General features: G+C 66.7%; 17 protein-coding genes. 3 read left to right on the forward strand and 14 right to left on the reverse strand.

Annotation, left to right across the window (positions count from 1 at the left end; translation table 11 throughout):
• Window positions 1-13: 13 nt before the first annotated feature.
• Window positions 14-3484, reverse strand: a complete 3471-nt coding sequence (gene smc / locus KF733_09675; protein QYK55270.1) for a chromosome segregation protein SMC — start codon at window positions 3482-3484, stop codon at window positions 14-16.
• Between the two features lie 160 nt (window positions 3485-3644).
• On the opposite strand from smc, the gene KF733_09680 reads away from it, so the two are divergent.
• The gene (locus KF733_09680; GenBank protein ID QYK55271.1) at window positions 3645-4238 is read left to right on the forward strand and encodes a hypothetical protein; all 594 of its coding nucleotides are present in this window, start codon (window positions 3645-3647) and stop codon (window positions 4236-4238) included.
• A 3-nt stretch (window positions 4239-4241) separates the two neighbouring features.
• Here KF733_09680 and KF733_09685 read toward each other — a convergent pair whose 3' ends face one another.
• Window positions 4242-4955: a dienelactone hydrolase family protein gene (locus KF733_09685; protein ID QYK55272.1), complete on the reverse strand. Its 714-nt coding sequence runs from the start codon at window positions 4953-4955 to the stop codon at window positions 4242-4244.
• Window positions 4956-5011: 56 nt separating this feature from the next.
• On the opposite strand from KF733_09685, the gene KF733_09690 reads away from it, so the two are divergent.
• On the forward strand, window positions 5012-6838 hold the full coding sequence (locus tag KF733_09690; GenBank protein ID QYK55273.1) for a hypothetical protein: 1827 nt from the start codon (window positions 5012-5014) through the stop codon (window positions 6836-6838).
• A gap of 59 nt (window positions 6839-6897) precedes the next feature.
• Window positions 6898-9468, forward strand: a complete 2571-nt coding sequence (gene glgP / locus KF733_09695) for an alpha-glucan family phosphorylase (protein QYK55274.1) — start codon at window positions 6898-6900, stop codon at window positions 9466-9468.
• Between the two features lie 3 nt (window positions 9469-9471).
• Here glgP and ftsZ read toward each other — a convergent pair whose 3' ends face one another.
• From ftsZ to KF733_09755, 12 genes are all read right to left on the reverse strand, one after another.
• Window positions 9472-10665 carry a cell division protein FtsZ gene (gene ftsZ / locus KF733_09700; GenBank protein ID QYK55275.1) on the reverse strand — a complete coding sequence of 398 codons (1194 nt, stop codon included), beginning with the start codon at window positions 10663-10665 and terminating at the stop codon, window positions 9472-9474.
• A 14-nt stretch (window positions 10666-10679) separates the two neighbouring features.
• On the reverse strand, window positions 10680-11906 hold the full coding sequence (gene ftsA, locus KF733_09705; protein ID QYK55276.1) for a cell division protein FtsA: 1227 nt from the start codon (window positions 11904-11906) through the stop codon (window positions 10680-10682).
• Window positions 11903-12325: a small basic family protein gene (locus KF733_09710; GenBank protein ID QYK55277.1), complete on the reverse strand. Its 423-nt coding sequence runs from the start codon at window positions 12323-12325 to the stop codon at window positions 11903-11905. Before KF733_09710 ends, ftsA begins: the two co-directional genes overlap by 4 nt.
• Window positions 12322-13029, reverse strand: a complete 708-nt coding sequence (locus tag KF733_09715; GenBank protein QYK55278.1) for a DUF881 domain-containing protein — start codon at window positions 13027-13029, stop codon at window positions 12322-12324. The genes KF733_09710 and KF733_09715 overlap by 4 nt, the downstream gene beginning before the upstream one ends.
• Before the next feature lie 61 nt (window positions 13030-13090).
• Window positions 13091-13819, reverse strand: coding sequence for a cell division protein FtsQ/DivIB (locus KF733_09720; GenBank protein ID QYK55279.1), 729 nt, complete (start codon window positions 13817-13819; stop codon window positions 13091-13093).
• Complete coding sequence (locus tag KF733_09725) at window positions 13794-16085, reverse strand: D-alanine--D-alanine ligase (GenBank protein QYK55280.1); 2292 nt, start codon at window positions 16083-16085, stop codon at window positions 13794-13796. Before KF733_09725 ends, KF733_09720 begins: the two co-directional genes overlap by 26 nt.
• Window positions 16082-17179, reverse strand: a complete 1098-nt coding sequence (gene murG, locus KF733_09730; protein QYK55281.1) for an undecaprenyldiphospho-muramoylpentapeptide beta-N-acetylglucosaminyltransferase — start codon at window positions 17177-17179, stop codon at window positions 16082-16084. Before murG ends, KF733_09725 begins: the two co-directional genes overlap by 4 nt.
• Window positions 17124-18329, reverse strand: coding sequence for an FtsW/RodA/SpoVE family cell cycle protein (locus KF733_09735; GenBank protein QYK55282.1), 1206 nt, complete (start codon window positions 18327-18329; stop codon window positions 17124-17126). The genes murG and KF733_09735 overlap by 56 nt, the downstream gene beginning before the upstream one ends.
• On the reverse strand, window positions 18326-19708 hold the full coding sequence (murD, locus tag KF733_09740) for a UDP-N-acetylmuramoyl-L-alanine--D-glutamate ligase (GenBank protein ID QYK55283.1): 1383 nt from the start codon (window positions 19706-19708) through the stop codon (window positions 18326-18328). Before murD ends, KF733_09735 begins: the two co-directional genes overlap by 4 nt.
• Window positions 19705-20664, reverse strand: coding sequence for a hypothetical protein (locus tag KF733_09745; GenBank protein QYK55284.1), 960 nt, complete (start codon window positions 20662-20664; stop codon window positions 19705-19707). The genes murD and KF733_09745 overlap by 4 nt, the downstream gene beginning before the upstream one ends.
• Window positions 20665-20675: 11 nt before the next feature.
• A complete protein-coding gene (locus KF733_09750; protein ID QYK55285.1) occupies window positions 20676-22043 on the reverse strand; it encodes a UDP-N-acetylmuramoyl-tripeptide--D-alanyl-D-alanine ligase in 1368 nt (455 codons plus the stop codon).
• Complete coding sequence (locus KF733_09755) at window positions 22040-23545, reverse strand: UDP-N-acetylmuramoyl-L-alanyl-D-glutamate--2,6-diaminopimelate ligase (protein ID QYK55286.1); 1506 nt, start codon at window positions 23543-23545, stop codon at window positions 22040-22042. The genes KF733_09750 and KF733_09755 overlap by 4 nt, the downstream gene beginning before the upstream one ends.
• Window positions 23546-23547 lie beyond the last annotated feature (2 nt).

Consider the following 23547-nt stretch of genomic DNA (forward strand, 5'->3'; position numbering starts at 1 on the left):
TGGCTTGCAATCTTTACGCGACCGAGGCTTTTGGAGGGGCTTTGAAGGGCACGACGGTCGAGACGCCGGGCTCCTGCATCGTCACGCCGAACCAGACGTCCGCGCTTTCGATCGTCATCGGGTTGTGCGTGATGAGGAGGAACTGGGTGCCGCCGGAGAACTCGCGAAGCAGGCTCACGAAGCGCTCCACGTTCCGGCCGTCGAGCGGAGCATCGACCTCGTCGAGGACCACAAGCGGGCTGGGCCGCACCCGGAGCAGGGCGAAGAGGAACGCGAGCGCCGCCATCGCCCTCTCGCCCCCGCTGAGCAGGGCGAGGCGCTGGCGCTTCTTGCCCGGGACCGTCACCTCGATCTCCACGCCCTCTTCTCCGTCGGCTTCCTCGTCCGAAACGAGGCGAAGCTCGGCCTGCCCGCCGCCGAAGAGCTTGACGAAGGTGGTGGCGAACTCCTCGCGGACCCGGTCGAACGCCTCGCGAAACTTCTCGGCGGTCAGCCGGTCCAACTCGCGTACGGCGGCCAAGATCTCGGCACGGCCCTGCTCAATGTCGGCTGTCTGAGCGGTGAGTTCTCCGTGCCGCTCGGAAAGCCGCTCATAGGCTTCGATCGCCCCCAGGTTGACGTCGCCCATGGCGCGGATCTCCCGGCGGAGGGTGGCCACAGTCGAGGAGGCCTCGGCAGGCAGCTCCGTCTCGCAGGCCAGCCGGTCCGCCTCGGCCTCATCAATCCCGTATTCGGAGAGCAACCTCTCTAGGGACGCCTGCCGACGGGCTTCGGCACGGGCGCGCGCCACCTCGTGCTCGTTCGCTTTCCGCTCCGCTTCCGACGCCGTGTGCCGGGCCTTGAAGGCCGCTTCCCGCTCTTGGCCTGCTTCGTCCAGGGCGGCCGTGCGCATCTTTTCGCGCTCTTCGGTCTGGGCCTGGAGCCGGGCCGCTTCCTCCTCCGCCCGCTGTCGAGTCGCTTCGGCCTCTTTGATGGTGGCTTCCTGGCGCTCGCGCTGGGGGCCGAGGTCGTCCCGCCGTTTCTCGCGCGCGGACTCTGACTCTTTGATCCGGATGAGACGCCGTTTGGCTTCGGCCAAGCGGGCCTCTGCCTGGCCCAGGTGGTCGCGGTGCTCCTTAAGCCGCTCGTTCGTGAGGCGAAGCTCCTCGGAGTGCGAAGCGACCGCCTTCCAAGCCTCGTCCCGCCGGGCCTCGGCCGCGGGCAGGTCGACCTCGACCGCTTCGAGCAGGGTCGCTGCACGCAGGGAGTCCCGCTCTGTCGCCAACCGGTCCCGGTCGCGCTCGCAGCCGTTCAGCTCGTGCCGGACGCTCGCTAGCCATGCCCGCGCGTCTTCGCGCGATGCAGAGTCCGCCTCGCGCCTCCGCGCCACCTCCGCCAGTTGCGCCTCGATCCGCTCGGCCTCTTCGGCGAGCCGCTGCTCTTCGGCGCGTAGGGCCTCCGCTTCCGCCTCGGCCCCGTCGATCTGGTCCAGCGTCTCGTCGAGCTCGGCGCGACGCTGGACGAGGCCCGTCACGGTCCTGAGCGCGCGACCGCCCGTGACCGCCCCGCTGGCATGGACGACCTCGCCATCCAAGGTCACCAGCCGCGACCAGCCCTTCGTCCGAGCCAGGCGCAACGCGTCGGCCAGGGTCTCGACCACGGTCACGTTGCCCAGCAGCGAGTCGACCACGGCGCGGACGCTCGCCTCGCAGGCCACGAGTTCCGAAGCCCGGCCGACGACGCCGGGCCCGGTCGGCCCCGTACCGCGGTCCGCACGCGGCCGCACCAAATCCAGCGGCTGGAACGTCGCCCGCCCGAGGCGATCCCGCTTCAGCGCCTCGATCGCCGCTTTCGCGTCCTTTTCGCCCGGCGTGATGAGGTCGTTGGCGGCCGCCCCAAGCGCGGTATCAATCGCGAGGGCGTTGGCCGGTTCGGTCCGAAGGGCCTCGCCGACCGGCCGGTAGCGGTCCGGGAGCGCGCCCTGCCGAACCAAGTCCAGCACCGCCCGGGAGCCCTGCGAAAGGCCCTCGTGGGCTGCAATGGTGGATTCAATGCCCCGACGGCGGCCCTCGAGCGCGGCGCTTTCAGCGAGGACGTCGCGGAGCCGCTTTGCCAGTTCGGCGAGTTGCTCGCCCAGGGCGGCCCGCTCTTCCTTGAGGGCATGGGCCTCGCTCTCCGCCTCCTGGATCGTGGCTTCGGCCTCGGAAAGGCTCCGCTCCGCTTCTGCCAAGGCTTGCCGCAGATCCGGGAGCGACTGGTCCACTCCCTCCAGTTCCCGCTCGACCTCTTCCGCGCGGGCGTCTCGGTGGGCGCGCTCTACCTCGGCTCGGCGACGCACCTCGGCCGCTTCGCGGGCTTCGGCCAGGGCCTTCTCGGCCTGGCGAAGGGCCTCGGCGAGGGCCTTGCCCTGAGCGTCGTTCCCCTTCGCCTGACCCTCGCACTCACGGACGGCGGCGCTCCGCGCCTCGACCTCAGAGAGGGCGGCCGCCACGTCTTCTTCTGCCTGGCGCTCGCGCTCCGTGTGGGCCGCGCCCTCCTCTTCCAGGTTCGCCTCCAGCGCGTGCAAGCCTTCGATGCGGGACCGGGCGACGTTGATCGCCGCCTCCGCCTGCTCGCGCTCGACGGAGGCGCGCCGCAACGCTTCTCGATCCGCTTCCAGCTGCCTTCCCAGCTGCTCTGCCCGGGTCGCGGCCTCTACTGCCCGCTCGTCGCAGTCCGCTGCGAGGCCGCCTTCTTTGTCCGCCATCGCACGGGCTTCCGCCGCGGCCTCCATCGCCGCCGAGACGTCCTTGCCGAGGCTCGAGAACTCGCGGGCGAGCAGGCCCGACTCCACCTCGCGGAGGGCGTTCGCCACTTCCCGGTACCGCCGGGCGACCTCGGCCTCGCGCGCCAACGGTTTCATCTGCGACTCAAGCTCCGAGACCACGTCGTGCACGCGGGCAAGGTGGGCCTCCGAAGAATCGAGCCGACGCTGGGCCTCGACCCGGCGGGCCCGGTAACGGTGGACGCCAGCGGCCTCGTCGATCCAGGCACGGCGCTGGGTGGGCGAGGCCCCCAGGGCCTGGTCGATCTCGCTTTGGCCGACAATGGCGTAGCCCGCCCTGCCCAGCCCGGAGTCGGCGAGAAGGTCGTGGAGGTCTTTCATCCGGCATGAACGCCGGTTGATCGCATAGTCGCCGTCGCCGCCCCGCGTGATGCGGCGGGTGACGGCCACTTCAGCCGACTCGATCGGCAACTGCCCGTCCTCGTTGTCGAAGACGAGCGTCACCTCGGCGTAGCCCACCGGCTTCCGCTGGCTGGAACCGGCGAAGATCACTTCCTTCCCGGTTTGGGCGCGCAAGGAACGCGCGTTCGTCTCGCCAAGCCCCCACAGCACGGCGTCGACAATGTTCGACTTCCCGCACCCGTTCGGGCCGACGACGGCGATGACGTCGCCGTCCAACTCGAATTCCGTGCGGTCTGCGAACGTCTTAAACCCGACGATCTTGACTCGTTTAAGCCTCATCTGCGGCTAATTCGGTTTGAAGACGTTCGACCCCCGGCGATCGGACGATAAACTTTTCCACACCCTCCCCGTGCAACCCTCTGCCACCCAAACTCATATGGCTTTTGGGACTCAGAAGTCCCGGCTCGCCCCGCCCAGACCCTAGACAATTCGCGGACAGATGGATCAAGAAGAGATGCGCCTCGTTCTCGCCCGGGCCGAAGAACTGCAGAAGCAGTCACAAGAAGAAGTCGATTTCGGCCGGGATCTCGGCGAGATCGTCCAGGCCGCGGAAGAGGCCGGGCTCGACCGCGAGGCGGTCCTCCGGGCCCTCCAAGAACGCCAGGCGATCCAGAGGCCGCTCAAGGTGGACGACCTCGTCTTCGCCCGCTCGGCCGATGGCTTCAGCTATCCGGCACGGGTGCGCTCCGTCGAACCTTATTCCGTCACCGTCAAGTTCTTGAACGGAGGCGAGAGCACTCTCCAACCCGAAGAGGTCCGCCGGTTTAGCGTCACCCCCGGGATGACCTTGAACGTCCCCTGGCCGCACTGGGGATGGTGGAACGCCACCGTGGTCTCCTACGACGCGGAGAACGGCAAGCTCTTGATGAGCGACGGCTGGACCAACAACCAGCCGTTCCACATCTCCGACGTGCGGCTCCCTCGGACCGATACCACCTGGACCCGGCAGGCTTTCACCTGGGCGCACATGGCGGCCGTCGGTTTGGCCGGCACGGGCCTCGGCATGCTCGTGATGAAGCTGCTTTCCCGATAGGCTTTACACAGGGAACGTTCGCTCTTCGCCGCCGATCTTCTCCCGCAGGAAGCGCAGCGTCATCTCCCATGCTTGGGCCGCCGCTCTTTCGTCGTAGACCTCCGGGCGGTCATCGTTAAAGAAGGCGTGCTTGACCCCTGGGAAGGTATGCAGGAACCGCGCCTTGCCATGCTCGGCGAGCGTGGCGTCAAGCCCCGCGAGCGCGCTTTCCTCGACGAACTCGTCGTGCTCCGCAAAGAGCCCGAGCACCGGCGCGACCAGCTTGCTATAGTCCGGGTCCACATTGGGATGGACCCCGTAAAAGTCGACGCAGGCCCGGATGCGGTCGTCCACCGTCGCGGCATAGAGGGCAAGCTGGCCGCCCATGCAGAAGCCCACCACCCCGACGATGTCGCCCGTCGTCGAACCACGGGCGAGAAGGGCGTCGATCGCCCTTTTCACGACGGCGGAGGCCTCCTCCATCTTCAGCGCCATCATCATCGTCGCCGCGTCGTCCGGATCGGTCGTGACCTTGCCGTGAAAGAAGTCCGGCGCGAGGGCCGTGAAGCCGGCCGCCGCGAAGCGGTCCGCCACGTTCTTGATGTGGTCCACCAGGCCCCACCACTCCTGGATGACGATCACGCCCGGGCCGCCGCCCTCAGCCTCGCTCAGATAACCGGAATAGGTCTGCCCGTTCCCTTCGAACTCGATCATTTCGCCTTGCATAGTGATTGGCATGGTACCGCCGGCTGCCACGCTCCGTGGACGGCACGATCGGCGGCCAAAATGTGGCGGTGCGTCCCTACCGACTGCTCGTCCTCTTCTTGTTGCTGACGGCATTCGGCTGCCAAGGGCCCACGCCCGAGCTGCCTTCGGAGCCCCCGGCCGCGGTCGGCAACGGCAGGATCGCGTTCCTCCTGGACGACCTCGGGCTTCCCTTCCAGGCGTATGTCGCCGGGGTCTGGGACGACGGCCCCCCTGAAAAGTTGAAACCGCTCGACTTCCAGTGGCCGAAGCCCGTGGTCCAGGGCAGACTGCTCGGTCGCGAAGACCTCGCCTCGCGAGACCGGCAGTGGGTCGGGGCCGGCGAGGTCCGCACCAAGTTCCGCACCCGCTCGGGGATCACGGGCGAGACAACCTTCGCCCTGGCCGCCGACGGCGCGTCCGCCCGCGTGGAGTGGAGCCTCAGGCGGGACGGGCCTTTAAAGGTCTCCCTGGCAAAGGCCGACTTGACAGACCTCGCCGAACACGGCCTTGCCGCCACTCCGGGGCCGCTTGAAAGGGACGAGGAGAAATCACTGGGCGCGCTCGTCCGGTCGGCGCGGGCCTCGTCGCGCGGGACCCTGAGCTTTCCACCCAGGCTGGCGGGGGTCGTTCCAGAGCTCCCTAAGATAGTGATCGACGGGCCTGCCGACGACCAGGTCGCCGTCGACAGCTTCGTCCGTTCCCTCGCCACCCTTTCGCCGCTCGTGCCGGGCGAGCCTGTCGGCCCCTTTGGCCTGACCAGCGATCGATATGGGGGCCGACAGTTTTGGGACGCTGACGCTTTCATCCTGCCGGGCGCGCTCTTCCTGCTGCCCGACCTCGCCCGGCAGGTCACGGCGTACCGGGTCGAGCGAATGGGGCAGGCCGAGAAGAACTTCGACGAATGGCTGCGCACCCGGAACCTCCACGGAAAGCCGGGCCTGGCCGAGCGCTTCCAACCTGCAAGAGCGGCCCGGGGGCTGATGTTCCCCTGGGAATCCGGCCGTAAGGGAGACGAACAAGCGCCTGGCGACGCCAGGAACCAACACCACCTTACTGGAACTGTAGGCTTTTGGCTCTGGCAAGCAAGCGCGCTGGGCTATGTCGAAGCCACCGAAGCCGAGCGGGCTGTGCGCGGTGCGGCCGAGTTTTACCGGCAGCGTGCCGTGATGCAAGGGGAAAGCTTCGGCATCCTGGGCACCATGTCTCCTGATGAATTCGCCAAGGCGGCCGACAACGACCTCTATACGAACCTTGTCGCCCACTGGTGCCTGCGCCAGGCGTTTCCCGAGTTCGCGTTCCAGCCCGTTTTGCCCGCGAAAGGCGGGGTCTTCCTCACCTATGACGGCGATAAGGTGACGACCTACAAACAGGCGGCCGCGATCCTTGCGGTCTGGCCCCTGCAAAACCCGGCGGCGGAGGCCCAGGCCGTTCCCATGCTGGACCGGTTTGCTGGCAAATCCACCCCGAACGGGCCCGCGATGAGCCGCTCGGTGGAGGCGATCGCCCGCGCCCGGTTCGGCGACCCAGATTGGGCGTACCAGGAGTGGCGCTACGGATGGCAACCCTACACCCAGAACAGCCTCCTCCTCTTCAGCGAGGCGCCGAACGGCAAGAACACCGTCTTTCTCACCGGTGCGGCAGGATGTTTGAACACCGTACTGTACGGGTTTCTTGGCTTGCGCATCGACGACCAGCCCCTCGCGGGGGCTGCCTGGACAAGGCAGTTGCGCAACGGCATGGTCTTGAGCTGTAAGCCGCGGCTTCCCCGGGCCTGGTCTCTGGTCACGGTGAGCCCCTTCTGGCTGGACGGCAAGCGATACGAACTAAAGGCCGACCACGCCGGCGCCACTCTGGACAAGCTCGGCGAACCCTAGGCCGGAATTCGGGGAACAAGCAAAGTTGCGCGGGACTGGCCGATAATGGGTAGGAGCCGATGCGCAGTCTGAAATTCGCCCACTCGTTCGAAGTCGTCAAGAAGCTGCCCGAACCCCTGCAGCCCCTGCGCAAGATCGCTTACAACTTTTGGTGGACGTGGAACCACGAGGCCCGCTCCCTGCTCCGCGAGATCGGCCCGGAGCTCTGGGAGACCGTCGAGCACAACCCTGTCGAGCTCATGAACCGCCTAGGCGACGAACAGATCGAGAGGCTCCTGGCCGACGAAATCTTCCTGGCCAAGCTGGGCGTCATCGAGAAGACCCTCGACGACTACATGTCGGCGGAAACCTGGTTCGACCGCAAGTACCCCGGCCACCGGGAGAACACCCTGGTGGCGTACTTCTCCGCCGAGTTCGGTCTGAGCGAGGCGCTGCCGATCTATTCCGGCGGCCTCGGAGTGCTGGCCGGCGACCACCTGAAGGCCGCCAGCGACCTGGGCGTGCCGCTGGTCGGGGTCGGGCTCCTCTATTCGCGGGGCTACTTCCGACAGTCGCTCAGCCCGGACGGCTGGCAACAGGAGCGCTATCCCCAATACGACTTCTTCCGGCTCCCCCTGACCCTCATGTCCGGCGAGGACGGCCAGCCCCTCCGCATCAAGGTCGAGTTCCCGGAGAACGACGTCCAGTGCCAAGTGTGGAAGGCGCAGGTCGGCCGGGTGGAGCTGTTCCTGCTCGATTCGAACATCCTGGAGAACGAGGCCGACGCCCAGACCATCACGGACACGCTCTATGGCGGCGACGAGACCATGCGCATCCGCCAGGAAATGATCCTCGGCTTGGGCGGCTACCGGGCGTTGCTCGCCCTGGGTAAGAAGCCGACGGTCTGCCACATGAACGAGGGCCACGCCGCTTTCTTGGCCCTCGAACGCATCCGAAAGACCATGGCGGAGGAAAACACCGACTTCCGCACCGCGCGCCAAGCCACGGTAGCCGGCAATGTCTTCACCACCCACACGCCGGTTCCGGCAGGCTTCGACCTCTTCCCCGTCGACCTGGTCGAGAGATACGTCTCCAAGGCGACCGGCGACCTTGGGGTCCCCTTCCAGAAGATCGTCGGCCTCGGCCGCTTTGACCCCGCCGACACGAGCGAGAGGTTCAACATGGCGATCCTCGCGATGGAGAACGCGAACCGCGTGAACGGCGTCTCGAAGTTGCACGCCTCGGTCTCACGAGGCATGTTCAGCCGCCGCTGGCCGGACTATCCCCTGGAAGAGGTCCCCATCGCCGCCATCACCAACGGCGTCCACACCATGACCTGGATGAGCCGGCGCATGACCGAGCTCTTCGACCGGCACCTGGGCACCGACTGGCGCGAAGACCCCTCAGACCCCGAAATCTGGGCGAGGGCCGCCGAAATCCCCGACGACCAGATTTGGGAGATGCGCGAGAACGAACGCGGCGACTTCGTGCGCTATTGCCGCCGAAGGCTGACCCACACGTTGCGGCTGGCGGGTTCGCCGCCCCTCGACGCCTCGCACAACGACGTCCTCGACCCGCGCGTGCTCACGATCGGCTTCGCCCGACGCTTCGCGACCTATAAACGGGCGACGCTGCTTTTGCAGGACCGAGAACGGCTCAAGGCGCTGCTCTTCCACCAAGACCGCCCGATCCAGTTCGTCTTCGCGGGCAAGAGCCACCCCCGGGACGACGGCGGCAAGAAGCTGATCCAAGACTTGGTCCACTTCATCCGGCACGAAGGGGCGCGCACCCGAATGGTGTTCTTGGAGGACTACGACATGAGCGTCGCAAGGCGCATGATCCAGGGCGTCGACCTCTGGCTGAACAACCCGCGCCGCCCCCTCGAAGCCAGCGGCACGAGCGGCATGAAGGTCGTGCCGAACGGCGGCCTGAACGCCTCGGTCCTGGACGGTTGGTGGGCCGAGGGCTACCGACCCGGACTGGGCTGGGCGGTCGGCGACGGCAACGACAACGCCGACGAGGGCTATCAAGACTGGCTCGACTCCCGCTCGCTTTACAACCTGCTTGAGACCGAGATCGCCCCGACGTTCTACTACCGCGTGGACGGCGGTGTGCCCTCGAGCTGGGTCGAGATGATCAAGCGCTCCTGGCGCGACCTTTCACCCTACTTCTCCACCCTGAGGATGGTCCGGGAGTACACGAGCCGGTTCTACGTGCCGTCGGACGAGTCTTACCAAAGAATGTCTGCGAACGGCCTCAGCCGGGCAAAGGACGCCTTGGCGTGGCGCGACCGGCTACGGTCGGCCTGGAAGGGCGTCCGCATCGTCTCGGTCACCGATGATGCCAAGCGATCGGTGCCGCTCGGGCAGCGGGTGAAGGTCCGCACCCTCGTGGACCTTGGGCCCTTGAACGTCGAGGAAGTTCGCGTGCAGGCGGTCGTCGGACAGGTCTCGACCAACCGCGAGCTTTCGAACCTGGAGATCAGCGACCTGGAACCGGCCGGGAAAGAGGGCCAGGCCCACGTCTTCGAGGGCCAAGTGGCGACGACTGACCCGGGTCACCGGGGGTACGTCGTGCGGGTGGTGCCTTACCACGAAGACCTCGACGTTGCCGCCGAGGTCGGTCTTGTGGCTTACGAGCCACAGCCCTGAGAACTAGCTGTTCTTCTGGCGGTGCTCGCGCAGGAAGGCGGGGATGTCGATCTCGCTCTCGTCGTAGACGTCCTCGAGCTTGCCCGTGGAATCACGGAGGCCGCGCTGGGCCCGCTCCCAGATGTCCCGCGGGGAGATGCGCTTGTCGGTGACCTCGGGCCGGCTCGGGGTCTTCGCGACCGGCTCGGGCATCTCGACCACGGCCGACTCCGCCTCTTCGCGCGCGGTGTCGACGAACGCCGGGTTCGAAGCGCGGACGGCCGGGTTGAAGCCCGTCGCGAGGACCGTGATCCTCACTTCGCCTTCAAGCTTGTCGTCCACCACCGTGCCGAAGTAGATGTTCGCGTCCTCCACGTCGCAGAGCGAGTGGATGTAGGCCATGGCCTCTGTGACCTCGGCCAGCGTCAGGTCCTCGCTGCTGGAAATATTGACCAGGAGCCCTCGGGCGCCGTGGATGGTCTGCTCGAGGAGGCGGCTGGAAGTCGCCGTCTGGGCGGCCTGGAGGGCGCGCTGTTCGCCGACGCCATAACCGATGCCCATGAGGGCCGGGCCGGCGCCGGCCATGACGGCCTTCACGTCGGCAAAGTCCACGTTGATCTGGCCGGGGACGGTGATGATGTCGGAGATGCCTTGAACGCCCTGGCGCAAGACGTCGTCCGCGATGCGGAAAGCGTCGAGCAGGGTCGTCTTCCGCTCGGCGACGTCCATCAGGCGGTCGTTAGGAATCGTGATGAGGGTGTCCACCCGTCCCATGAGCGAGGTCACGCCCTGGTCGGCGAGCCGCGTGCGGCGCGGGCCCTCGAAGACGAACGGTCGAGTAATGATGGCGACGGTCAGCGCACCGAGCTCACGGGAGAGGTCGGCCACGACCGGCGCCGCGCCGGTGCCAGTGCCACCCCCCATGCCGGCGGTGATGAAGACCATGTCCGCGCCCTCGACGAGCTTGCGGATGTCGTTCTTGCTCTCTTCGGCGGCGGCGCGCCCGACTTCGGGGTCGCCCCCAGCGCCGAGGCCGCGGGTCAAGTTCGTGCCGAGCTGGATCTTCTTGTCGGCCAGGGACTTGTCAAGTACCTGGGTGTCGGTATTCATGGCGACGAACTCGACGCCCTGGATGCCGGTCTCGACCATGCGGTTGACCGCGTTCGAACCGCCCCCGCCGACGCCAACGACCTTAATTACTGCCCCGTTGCTGTTCACCGTGTTTCTCCCTTTTACTTGCCGAACAAAGCCCGGATCGTCCTGATCTTGTCCTTCCAACTCGCGATGCCGGAAACCGGGGCCAACTCGTGCTCCTCGCCTTCCAAGCAGTAGCGGGCGAGCCCGACCACCGCGCTCATCGCGGGCGTCTCGATGCTGCGCGCCATTGGGCCGAGCACTTTCGGCACTCCTAACCGGCCCGAACCGACTCCCAGGACGTCGGCGAAAAGCTGGGGAGCGAGCGGGATTTGCGCCCCACCGCCGGTCAAGACCAACCCAGCCTCTAACCCGTCATGGCAGCCGCTCCGTTCCAAATGCCGACGCACTAAACTGGCAATTTCACGCAGACGACTCTCGACGATCTCACACAGTACCCGACGCTGCATCGGCCGAGCCTCGTCCGAGTCCTTTTGCGTGACGTAGACCGCCTCGTTCGCTGGGACTTCTGCCGCAATTGCACTGGCGTGCGCGACCTTCAAGCGCTCGGCTTCGTCCAGCCCGACCTTCAGCAAATGCGCTAGATCGCTGGTGACGTGCACGCCACCGACTGGGACCACGGCCGAATAGGCGGCCGAGCCGTTCTTTAGGACGGTGATCCCCGTGGTCTCGCCCCCGATGTCCACCACGACGACGCCCCGACCGGCCTCGTCCCCCTGGAGCGAGCCCAGGGCGGAGGCGATGGGGTCCGCCACCATCTGCGCGACTTGGCGGCCCGCGACCGTCACCGCCTTGTCCAAAGCTTGGATCGCCGCCGTCCGCGCCGTGACCAGGTGCGTGACGACGGCCAGCCGGTCTCCGGTCATGCCGATCGGTTTGGCGACGCCCCGATGCGTGCCGACCGTGAACTCGCGCGGGAGCGCCATCACCTGCTCGCGGTCGGGCGGCAGCACGACCTGGCGACTGTGGTTCACCACGTTCAAAACGTCGTCGCGGCGGACCGCCCGGCCAGGGGGAAAGATGGGGAGGAACCCTTGGCCGTTCACGCTCTGCAGGTGCGCCCCGTTCAACGTGACGGCGAGCATATCGACAGGTTTGCCGAGCGTGCGCTCGACCCTGGCGACGACCTCGTCGATGGCCCGGCCCGCGGCTTCTTGGTCGCTCACCACGCCCTTATCGGTCACCTGGCAGGAAACATCGGCGACCGCGTCGATGCGGACCTCGCCCTGCGCGTTCAGGGCGGCCGAGATACAGACCGCCTTCGTACTCCCTAGATCAACGGCGAAAACTGAGTTTGAGCTCATGAAGCAAGGCTGCTGCTGGCAGATTCGCCCTCAGCCCGTTGCCGATTGTGCTCGGATTGCTGTCGCTTTTGCTCGCGATAGTCGTGATAGCGTGTCAAAAGGTAACGGCGTATCAGGCTGAGATTGGTGAAAATCCGCCAACCCATAACCAGGACGGCTGCGAAGTAAAGATCGACGCCGACCCGGTCGCCAAACCACGCTAAGAAGAACGCAATGATGATGTTGGCGAAGAAGCCGGAGGCGAAGACGTCCGTGTGGAACTTGCCCTCGAGGACGCTCCGCGTCCCCCCGAAAACCGAGTCCACCCCCGCAATCACGGCCACGCCCAGGTAGACCCCGAAGCCAGGGCTGATCGTCCCCCGGGCGAGAAACCCAAGGGCGACTCCAATGGCCAAGGCGAGGAGGGGGATGAGGATCATTCCTTGTCTACCGGGACCGTGATGTACTTCGTGGTGGTCGAGCCCGAGAACGCGGCGAGCCGCATCCTTTCGACCGGCTGGATCTCAACCATGTTCGGGTCGACCTGCCGAAGCTCGTCCAAGACCCCGCCCGGCAGGTTCATCGCGCCGAACAGCGTCTCTGTCTCTCCAATCGCGCGGATGATCACGGGGCTGGCGATCTTGGAGTCGTCCACCAGGATCGTCGTCCCGACACACCGGAAGTTCGTGCGGGGCCCGACCCGGCGCTTATTGACCGTGATCGCCTCGGCGCCCGCGTTCTTGAGCTCGTTCACCACGCGCAACACGTCCGTGTCGTGCACGATCTGACCGCCCAGGTCGATCGCTGCCTCGATCGGCTTCTTGCTGTCGCGCAAGACCACGGAGACCCCGGGCCCTTCGACGTCGGTGAGGGTCGCGAAGACCTTCATCTCCTGCAAGCTCTTGTTCAACTCTTCGCTCGCGTTGCTGTTCTTGGCGAGCGCGTTCTGAAGCTTTGTGTTCTCCACGCGAAGCTTGGTGACCTCCAGGCGAAGGTCCTCGTTCTCTTCCGTGAGGTCCAGCGTCCCAATGGCGAAGCGTTGCCGTTGGTCCGGTTCCAGCCGTTGCACGCGGCCACGCCGGTCTTCGACGGAGATCCACGCCAAGGAGGTCATGAACCCCACGATGAGCGCCATGATGCTCACGGGGAGGACCCAGTGTTGCGTTTGTTGGGTTTTAGCGAACGGATTGTGCAAGTTGGCTCTCCTAGCCTTTCACGACCGGACTATCAGGGGCAGTAAGGACCAGTCGCCGCGCCTTCTTCGGCAGATCCGGCCTTTCCTTCAATACGCTCTCCAGACGATCCAGCTTGCGTGCCAGGTCCTCTGCCGACCCCAGGACGACGACGAACCCGTCGCTTGTCTCAAAGGATAGAACCCCACGGGCGTCTAAAGCAATCAGATCGGCAAGATTGGGCAAACGGTCCGCCAAACCTTTGCAGAGTTCAGCGATCTTGTGGCTTTCGACCCCGCTGGAAAGGCACAGGTTCGGGACCTCGCTGCCTTCCGGGAGGGCGAGCCTGGGCAGGCCCGCGAACCGCCGCTTACTCTTGAAAAAGACCCCGTTCCCGTCGAGGTAGACCAGTTGCCCTGAGACCTCCGCCACCGGTGCGCGCAGCACCACCTTCAGGACGCCACGGCCGAAGACGTTCGACTGGAGCTCGGCTTGGGCCACGTCGCCGATCGCTTCCACCTCGGCCTCGAGCGCCCGGCGGTCCTGCCGGACGAAGGGAACCCCGCGCAGCTTCTGGATCGAGGCGGCGATCGCGTCTTCGTCGGCGGGGGCGGCGCCCTCGACCCGCACCCGGCTCAGGCCCGTCGCCGGGCTCGCGAGAAATCCCGCGGCCAGGTTGGCGAACACCAAGAACCAGAGCACCTCGGAGGGGTACAGCCGGAACCGGGATTTTCGCTTACGCTTTCGAGCGGTTGAGGGCATCTTGCACGATCCTGACGCAAAGGTCGTCGAAGTCGATCCCGGCCACCGCCGCGCTCCGCGGGACGAGGCTGGTCTGGGTCATCCCGGGCAGGGTGTTCACTTCCAAGACCACGACCCGTTCGGGGGTCACGATCATGTCGGTGCGGGTGCACCCCGCGCACCCAAGGGCATGGTGGGCGCGGAGCGCGTAGTCCTGGCAGAGGGCGGTCTGCTCCGGGGTGAGGCGCGCCGGGCAGATCTCGTCGGTCGCCCCGGCCGTGTACTTGCTGGCGAAGTCGTACGCCCCGCTCGCGGGCACGATCTCGACAACGGGAAGAGTCTCGGCGCCGAGCACGGGCACGCTTACCTCGACCCCACGGACCCAATCTTCGACGAGCGCGACCTCGTCGAACTGGAGCGCGTAAGCGACTGCGGCGGCGAGTTCAGACGCCTCCTCGACGAACCGGAGCCCCACGGTCGAACCCTGCTTGTTCGGCTTCACCACCCACCCCGCGCCCTCCTTGGGCAAAGGCGGCTCGCCATGCTTGTCCCGGCACACGGCCAGTCCCTCCGGCACGGGCAGTCCGGCGGCGGCCAGCACGGTCTTCGTCCGGTCCTTGTCCAGGGCCACCGCGCTCGCCGCGATCCCCGAACCCGTGTAGGGCAGGTGCAGCAGCTCGAGCAAGCCTTGGATCGCGCCGTCCTCCGCCCGCGACCCGTGGACGGCAAGGAAGCAGACGTCCGGCCGCGCGGGGCCGGCGAGCTTCGCCAGGCTCTGCCCACTGAGCAAGAGTTCGCTGACATCGAGCAAGGACGCGGTGTAGCCGCGGCGCCTGAGGGCGGCGGCCACCTCTCGGCCGCTGAGCAACGAGATCTCCCGCTCCGCCGAGTCCCCGCCATAAAGCACGGCGACCCGCTCAGGGGAGCCCCTCTCCAGTTCTTTCGCGAAGTCGGGCGCGAAGGACGCGATGTTCCCCGCGCCCATGCCGACCACGACGTCTCCGGGCCGGGCGACCTTTGCCACTTCCCGCGGCAACAGGTGGCGCTGCGGCACGTACTGGCAGGGCTTCGTCACTTGCTCCGCAATGCGCCAGGAGCTGACCCCCGGGATCGGCGCCTCGCGCGCCGGATAGATGTCTGTGAGCACCACGAAGTCCGCCTGGGAGAGGGCTGCCGCGAACTCGGCGATGAGCGGCGCCGTGCGCGAATACAGGTGCGGTTGATAGACGACGACCAGCCGCGGGCCGCCCGGTTCCGGCGCTCCCGGGAGCCAACGCTCCCGCACCGCCTGCAGGCTGGCGACGATCTCGGTCGGGTGGTGGGCATAGTCGTCGATCACGACGAGGGGCTTCGTCGCAATGGTCTGGAGCCGCCGCTCCGCCCCTCGATAAGCCGCGATGCCTTGCGCGGCCCGGGCCGGGTCCGCCCCGAGCCGCTCGCACGCGACCAATGCCCCCGTCGCGTTCAGCGCGTTGTGCCGGCCCGGCAACGCGAGTTCGGGCAGGCGGCTGTCCTCGATCGTATAGGCCACGGTTGCGACGCCGTGCTCCGCCGCCACCGCTTCCGCCACCTCGCGGCTCCCGGGGTCTTCTGCGCAATAGACCAGGGTCCCGCCCGGCACGATGCGGCTGAGAAAGGCCTCCATGCTACGGCGCAGCCCCTGCCAGTCGCCGTGGAAATCTACGTGGTCGAGTTCCAAGTTCGTGAGAACGACGATGTAGGGGTCGAAGTCGCGGAGCGAATCGTAGGCCTCGCACGCTTCGACAACGGCGAGGCCGCCCTGCCCTTCCACGATCGCGCCTCCGAAGTCCGGCACCTCCGCGCCGACCACGATGGTCGGATCCAGGCCGCTCGCCCGCAAGCCCGCCCCGATCATCCCCGTGGTCGTGGTCTTGCCGTGCGATCCGGTCACCGCGATGGTCCTCTGCCCTTCGAGCAGCCAGCCAAGGACCTGCGAGCGCCGGAACAAGGGGTTCCCGAACCCGCGGGCGGCCGCGACCTCGGGCGATTCTTCCAGCGGGATCGCGTCCGTCAAGACAAGCGCGTCGCCCCGTTCGACAAAGTCTCCAGAGTGGCCGATCCAGATCTCCACGCCGTCCTCGCGGAGGGCCCTCACGACCTCGGAATCGGTCGAGTCGGTGCCGCGGACGCGGAACCCGCGCCGGGAAAGCATCCGCGCGACGCCGCTCATGCCCGCCCCCCCGATGCCCACCAGGAAGAACGACTTGCGGCCCGCGAGCGAAGCCCGCGGCGCGAACGCCGTCTCGATCTCCTGCTTCGTCCTCATGGAGCCGCTCCTGCCTCCCAAACAATGTCCAGGATTTGCTCGGTGGCATCGGGGACGTCCCACTCCGCCAGCGCCCGTTCGGCCGCCAGCACGCGCTCCCGGTCGTGGATCCAGGAGTAAAGCCGGATCTCTAAGCTCGACGCGGAGAGGTTGTCCTGGGTGAGCACGTCCGCCGCTCCCATGGCCGCGAACTCCTCTGCGTTCTTCCGCTGGTGGTCGCCAAAGGCCCTCGGATAGGGCACGAGGATCGCCGGCTTGCGGAAGGCGGCCAGTTCGCTCAGCGTGCCCGCCCCGGCGCGGCACACCGCCACCGCACTGGAAAAGTAGGCGCAAGCCATCTCGTCCGCGTCCAGGTACGCCTTCACCGAATAAGGCGCCTTGACCGGCATTTTGCGGAGGGTTTCCATCGTGGACTCGAAGTGGGAAAGGCCGGTGAGGTGCAGCCACTGCAGCTCGTCCTTCGCGATCCGCACCGCTGCCGCGAGGGACACATCGTTGAGGGCGAGGCTCCCCTGCGAACCGCCCATGACGAGCACGATCGGCGCGGCTGATTCCAGCGAGTGCGTCGTCGGAAGTCGGCCCTGGGCGGAATCCCGCAGCTCGCGGCGGATCGGCATTCCGGTCCGCACCGTCCGGCCCTGTGGGAAAAACTTCGCGGCCCCGTCAAAGACGAGGCAGACCCGGTGGGCCGAAGGCGCGGCGAGCCGCAAGGTGCGGCCGGGAACGCTGTTCTGCTCGTGCAGCACCAGCGGGACGCCCAGCCGCTTGGCCGCGCTGAGCACCGGCGCGGACGAATATCCGCCCGTGGCGAAGACGCAGTCCGGCCTCTCTCGCTCGAGCGCACGCGCGCACTTCCCGCTCGCGCGCAGGAGCCGCACGATCGAACGCCAGCCTCGAAGCCGCGTCAGCGAGTAGACCGGTTCGCTCGCGAACCCCTCGAACGGCAGGCCGACCTTGGCGCACTGGGCGCCTTCGATCCCACGGTGCGAACCGAAGTAGCGGACGCTCGCGCCCCGGTCCTGTGCCGCTCGCGCGACTTCAAGCGCCGGAAACACGTGGCCGCCGGTGCCACCGCCGGTCATGACCAGCTTCAAGCTCGGCCCCTTGAGCCTTCGCCATGAACTGGGACTGGCAGAGCCCGAGCGCGGCCCACAAGGCGATGAGGCTGGAGCCGCCCGCGCTCACGAACGGAAGCGGAACCCCAATCGGGGGCAAGAAGCCATTGGCCATCATGACATTTGTGCAAGTTTGAACCCCAATCCATGTAGCAACCCCCGCGACCACGAGCTTTCCAAACTGAGTCTGGACGCGCATCGCCGCTCGAAAGAGCATGGCCGTAAGGCCACCCAAGACAGCGAGGACGGCCAGCGACCCGACCAGCCCCGTCTCCTCGGAGATCGTGGTCATCACGAAGTCGGTGGTCGGCGCGGGCAGCGTGTGCTTGGCGCGTCCCTCGCCAAGACCGACCCCTGTCAGGCCCCCGCGGAGCATCGCCTTTTCGGACTGCGTGGTCTGGTAACCGATCGAATCGATGTTGCCCTTCTCCCACCGCGAACCATGGTTCACGATGCGGTCCATACGGTACGGCTCGGTCATGACCATGTAGCCCACGACCACCGTGGAAACCGCCCCCAGGGCCAGGAGGGAGGACGCCCTGACCCCTGCCAGGATCATCATGCCAAGCGTCACGGCGGCGATGACCATGGCGGTCGCCAAGTCCGGCTCGGCCTCGATCAGGAGCACATAGGCCCCTATGGCAAGAAGGGGCCAGGCCCGCAAAAGGCGCGGCATCCAGACCCGATCCAGAGCCTCGTACCAGGCCAACCGCTTTCTCGGGGGCCGTGGGCTGGGCTTGCGGTCCGCAAAGACCGCGGCCAGGAACAAGATGGCGGCGAACTTGGCGACCTCCGAGGGTTGGAGGTTGAAGAACCCCAGTTCGATCCAGCGCTGGGCGCCGTTGATCTCCTTGCCGATGACCTTCACCGCGATAAGGCAGCCCAACCCAAGCAGGTAGACAAGCGGGGCTAACCGCCGCCAGTCCTTTGCGCGGATCGCCGCGCACGCGGCTCCCGCGATCACGGCGGCGACGATCGCCACACCCTGGCTCACGAACTCACGGGGAACGACGCCGCCGTCCGCGGCCGCACGCACATAGCCAGCGTCCCAAATGGCCAGCATCCCGATGACGGTCGCGATGGACGCCAGGGCCCAAATCCAGGCCGATTCCCGCCGGAGGTCGGTCACGATCCCAGCCACCTCACGGCCATCTCGCGGAACGCTTCGCCGCGCTCCTTGAAATTCGCATAGGGCTCCGAGCTCGCGCAACCCGGGGCAAGCATCACGGCCTCGCCCGGCACCGCCGCCGCCACGGCTGCCTCAAACGCGTCTTCAAGGCGGGCGAAAACTTGCCATCGACCCCCCAGGTTCGCGTTTGTTTGCTCAGCTTCTGGGCCGAAAACGTAGACTTTGTGAGGGCTACCTGCGAGATAGTCGCGAACCGGCGCATAGTCCAACTTCTTCGCGTCCCCTCCCATCAGCAGGTGCTGGCGACGCCCAAGCGATTGGCTGCTCGCGACCACGGCCGCAGGGTTGGTGCACATCGAGTTGTTCACCACCAGCACGCCTCCACGCTCCCCGACCCTCTCCAGCCGGTGCGAGAGTCCGCGGAACGACCTGAGGGCATCGACCGAAGCCTCGTTCGGATTCCCCACGCGCGACGCCAGCTCCCAGGCGCAGAGAACGTTCGCGACGCTATGGTGCCCAAGCAACGGCAATTCTCCCCTGCTGAGGACGTGGTCCCCGAGGAGAAGCGTCTCACCCTCGACCCTGGTGACACCTGAAGCCACTTGAGTTCCAGACGGACTGTACGTGACGATCGAAGCGGTCCCACCCGAGGCCGCCACCCTTTCGCGCACTCGCTGCGCGTGCGCGTCGGCGCTGTCAATGTTCAGGACGGCCGCGTCACCTTCCCCCAGCCTATCGAGGATTCGAAGCTTTGTGTCCAAGTAGTCCTCAAAAGTGTTGTACCGATTCATGTGGTCAGGGGTCACGTTTGTGACCGTCGCCGCCCGGGGATGGAACTCTTCGACCCATTCGAGCTGATAGCTGCTGACCTCGGCGACGAGCACGTCGTCCGCGCCTGCGGCAGCGGCCGCTTCGGTGAACGTGGTCTCCTGGAAGCCGCTGCCCGCGATGTTGCCGCAAAGCCAGGCCCTCGTCCCCGAAGCCTCGAGCAGCGTCCAGGTCAGCACCGTGGTCGCGCTCTTGCCGTTGGTGCCGGTGATCGCGACGACGGGCGCCTTCGCGATGCGAAAGCCGAACTCGACCTCGCTCCACACCGGGCGGCCATGGGCCAACATGTCGCGGATCGCGGGGTGCTCCCGAGGAAAGCCGGGGCTCACCACCAAGGCGTCGAACTCGCTCCCGTCGAGCCGGCCGTGCCAGCCCGTCACCGCCTCGACCCCTTCCGCCACGAGCTGGTCGACCGCCTCGATAACGTTCGGGCTATCCGCCGGTTTCTGGTCGAAAACGACCGGGCTCGACCCCAATCGGGCCGCCACGCGCCCTACGGCAAGGCCGCTCACGCCCATTCCGGCAACCGCGATCCGCTTCGGAACCCTCACTTCAGCAAGGCCCCCTGCCCGAGCGAGAACACGCACACGACGGCCCAGGCAAACGCGAAGAACGTGCAGACCGCTTGCGCGACGTGGAACAAGGCGACGACCCGCGTTTCGGGCCAGCCCGCCGACTGGAACTCGTGGTGGACGGGCGTCTTGAAGCGGAAGAGGCGTTTTCCCGTCAGCTTCACCCAGCCGATCTGCATCGGAACCGGGACGATCTCGACCAAAAGCACGGCCGAGGCGATCGCGACCGCGATGCACACCGACACGGCCAGCCCTGCCGGGGCCGATTGGACGAGGCCGAATCCAGCCCAACCGAAGAGGGCACCGATCGGGAGCGCGCCGACATCGCCCATGAACACGCGCGCCGGCGGCGCGTTCAAGAACCAGAACGGGATAAAGCCGCCGATCAGGGCGATCATCACAAGACTTCCGGGACCGAACCTGCCCAAGAACGCGAACTCGAGGGTGATCAGGGCGGCCGCAAGCAAGAGGCCGATCCCGGTTGCCAGCGTGTCCATCCCGTCCGCGAAGTTGAAGGCGTTCGAATAGAAAAGGACGGTGAGCACGAACGCCAACGAGGGGAGCGCCGCCAGCCCTTCCGCGAAGGCCGCCCCGAACGCGAACGCAAACTGGGCAACAAGCTTGGGCATCCAGCTCAACCCGCGCGACTCGGGCCGGAACCGCTGGACAAGGTAGTCGTCTGCGAAGCCGATCAGAGCGAACCCGGCGAGCAAGATCCAAGGGGCAGGGCCTAACCGGAGCACCGCCATCCCCGCCGCGACCCCGATCAGCACGATGAACCCGCCCATGGTCGGCGTCCCCTGTTTGGCAGCGTGCTCGGGCAAGTGCCTGCTCACGTTCTGGCGACTTTTCATCGCGATGAGGGCCCGAAAGACGACCGGGCTGGCCGCGAGCGCGACGAGCAGTGCGGCGAGGCCGCTTCGGACCAGGGGCATCAGGTCGGCCCTCATGGGTGCGCAGCCCGCTCTGTTAGGATTTGCTCCAAGCCGAGGGCGCGGCTCCCCTTCACAAGGAGCGCGTCCCCTTTGTTCAAGTTTCCGACCACTTCCCTTCCCTTATCGATATCCAAGCTTTCGCACCACTCAAGCTTTCCGGACGGCCATCCTGCTTGCGCCGCCTCCTCCGCCGCGTAGCGCATCGAGGGGCCCAGCAGGAGCGCATGGTCCAGACGGGAGGAGGCGATCGCCCGCCCCACGAGGCGGTGTCCACTTTCGGTGAACTCGCCGAGCTCGCGCATGTCGCCCAGCACGGCCAGGCGTCGACCCGCCACCGGGATCTCGTCAAAGGTCGTGATCGCGGCAACGGTGCTGTCGGGGCTCGCGTTGTAGGTGTCCAAGATCACCGTCGCCCCCGCCCTCTCCGAGCGCTCCATGCGCATCGGGGGCAGGTCTGCAAATGGTAAGTTTTCAGCCGCAGACTTATATGGAACGCCGCAGACACCAGCGACGGCCAGTGCCGCCGCCGCATTCGCGGCTTGGTGCCTGCCAACAGTTGGGAGTCTCACGGCCACAGCCTCGCCCCGCGCGTCGACCAGCACTTCGCAGGCCTCGGCCGATTCCGCGCGGTAGCCGATGATGCGCACGTCCGCTTCTTGCGAGAAGCCGAACGTGACGACGGGGCCGGGCGCCGCTGTCAGGAGCTCGGGGTAGAAGTCGTCGTCGCGAGGCAGGACGCTCACCGCGTCCGCGCCCATCGCTTCCAGCATTTCCGACTTCGCACGCAAGATCCCTTCGCGCGAACCGACCATTTCGATGTGCGCCGTGCCAATGCCCGTCACGAGCCCGACGGTGGGTCGCGTGAACCTGGCCAAATGCGCGATCTGGCCGAAACCCCGCATCGCAAGCTCGGCGACGACGAAGGCCTTTCCCTCGACTTCGGCCCAGACGAGCGGGGCGGTGAGCTCCGTGTTGTGGTTCGCAGGACTTTTCAAGACCGCGCCGCCGCTCGAGAGGGCGGCCGCGACCATTTCCTTCGTGGTGGTCTTTCCATTGCTTCCGGTGATGCCGACCACCCCTCCCTCGAAGCGGTCGCGCCGCCCCGCGGCGAACCTCGCCAAAGCCTCGAACAGGCTCTCGACTTGGATGGAGGGCCCGGGAACGCTCCTCTCCACCAAGGCCGCCACGGCGCCGGCCAGGAGGGCCGCCTCGACATAGTCGTGGCCATCGTGATGCGCCCCTTGGACCGCGAGGAAGAGGTCGCCAGGCTTCACATTGCGACTGTCCCAAGCAAAGCCGTGGAACTTGAGGTCAGGGTCGGCGTTCCGTACCGCGCCAAGGACCTCACCCGCAAACTGGCCCAAAGCCACGGGTCTCATGGCTTGGTCGGCTCCATCGCGAGGGCTTCCAGGGCCATCTGTCGGTCGCTCATTGGGAACTTCTGGCGGCCGATGATCTGATAGTCCTCGTGGCCCTTCCCGGCAATGACGACCACATCGCCAGGCTCTGCCGCGTGCACCGCAAGGCGAATCGCTTCAGCTCGGTCTGTATAGGTTTCAACTCGCTTACCTGGCGCGATCCCTGGGAGGATCTCCGCAATAATCGCCTCCGGGTCTTCCGTCCGGGGGTTGTCGCTGGTGACGACGGTCAAGTCGGAATGGGCCGAAGCGGCGCGCGCCATTTTGGGCCGCTTGTTGCGGTCACGGTCTCCGCCACAGCCAAAGACCGTGACGATCCGACGGGGCCCGAGCTCACGCACGGATCGGAGCAAGGCTTCCAGGGCGTCGGGGGTGTGCGCGTAATCGACCAGGATCCCGAAGCCGCGGTCGTTGGGAACCGCCTCGAACCGCCCCGGGACCGGCGGCACTTCGGCAAGCAGAGGAAGGGCCTCGTCGACGTCGTAGCCGAGCGCCGCGAGCGTCGCCACCGCCGCCCGAGCATTCTCCAAGTTGTAATTCCCGCCGAGCCGCATTCGCACCTCGCCGCCAGAGGCCGAGACCAGCGTCAAGCCGTCGACGGCCACGTCCTTGCCCTCCAGCGCGATCATTGCCTCGGAAGAACCATAGGTAAAGACGGGCACCGGGAGATCTGGAATCCAACGTTGCGCCACTTCGTCCGAAATGTTCAAGACCGCGGCGAAATCTTTTACAGATGCGGCCGCGTACTCAGTGAAGAGCAACTTCTTTGCCGCTTCGTACGACTCCATGTCGCCGTGGAAATCGAGGTGGTCCTGCGAGAGGTTCGTGAACACGCCGACGCTGAACGAGACTCCGGCGAGGCGACGCTGGTAAAGCGCGTGACTCGATGCCTCCATCACTAGCGTCTCGCAGCCCGCTTCGGCGACCTCGGCGATCCGTTTCCAGAGCTCGACGGGAAAAGGGGTCGTGTTCTCGAGGGTCGTGGTCTGCGTGCCATAAGCGAGCCCTAGCGTGCCCAAGTAGGCCGTCCGGTGCCCAGCCGCCTCCAAGGCGTGGCGCACGATCCAAGCCGTCGACGTCTTGCCGTTTGTCCCCGTGATCCCGACGACTTCAAGATCGCGGCAAGTTTCGCTATAAAAAGCTGAACAAATACGTCCAACTGCGAAATGGAAGGCTTGGCCCTCGGGAGCGATCCCCACCGCCGCGAGTCCGATTCCGTTCGCCCGTCGCCACCCCTCTGCAGAGTGCACGATGGCGGCGACGGCCCCCGCCTCCTTCGCCTGGTCCAGGAACTCGTGGGTGTCGCGGTTCGCGCTTGGCTCGCAAACGAAGAGCGATCCGTGCGCCACACGGCGCGAGTCTGACTCGATGGACTCGATGACGGGGTCGGCCCCGAACGAAGTCGAATGCCGGACCCCCGCTTTCTCGAGGAGTTCGGAGAGAAGAACCGGGCCAACCGCCATAA

The sequence above is a fragment of the Fimbriimonadaceae bacterium genome, assembly GCA_019454125.1.
Lineage (GTDB): Bacteria > Armatimonadota > Fimbriimonadia > Fimbriimonadales > Fimbriimonadaceae > JALHNM01.

Bases quoted from the DNA above. Each gene is read 5' to 3' on its own strand.
- smc (QYK55270.1), bottom strand. From the start codon at position 3,484: ATGAGGCTTAAACGAGTCAAGATCGTCGGGTTTAAGACGTTCGCAGAC.
- KF733_09680 (QYK55271.1), top strand. From the start codon at position 3,645: ATGGATCAAGAAGAGATGCGCCTCGTTCTCGCCCGGGCCGAAGAACTG.
- KF733_09685 (QYK55272.1), bottom strand. From the start codon at position 4,955: ATGCCAATCACTATGCAAGGCGAAATGATCGAGTTCGAAGGGAACGGG.
- glgP (QYK55274.1), top strand. From the start codon at position 6,898: ATGCGCAGTCTGAAATTCGCCCACTCGTTCGAAGTCGTCAAGAAGCTG.
- ftsA (QYK55276.1), bottom strand. From the start codon at position 11,906: ATGAGCTCAAACTCAGTTTTCGCCGTTGATCTAGGGAGTACGAAGGCG.
- KF733_09710 (QYK55277.1), bottom strand. From the start codon at position 12,325: ATGATCCTCATCCCCCTCCTCGCCTTGGCCATTGGAGTCGCCCTTGGG.
- KF733_09720 (QYK55279.1), bottom strand. From the start codon at position 13,819: ATGCCCTCAACCGCTCGAAAGCGTAAGCGAAAATCCCGGTTCCGGCTG.
- KF733_09725 (QYK55280.1), bottom strand. From the start codon at position 16,085: ATGAGGACGAAGCAGGAGATCGAGACGGCGTTCGCGCCGCGGGCTTCG.
- KF733_09745 (QYK55284.1), bottom strand. From the start codon at position 20,664: ATGCCCCTGGTCCGAAGCGGCCTCGCCGCACTGCTCGTCGCGCTCGCG.
- KF733_09750 (QYK55285.1), bottom strand. From the start codon at position 22,043: ATGAGACCCGTGGCTTTGGGCCAGTTTGCGGGTGAGGTCCTTGGCGCG.
- KF733_09755 (QYK55286.1), bottom strand. From the start codon at position 23,545: ATGGCGGTTGGCCCGGTTCTTCTCTCCGAACTCCTCGAGAAAGCGGGG.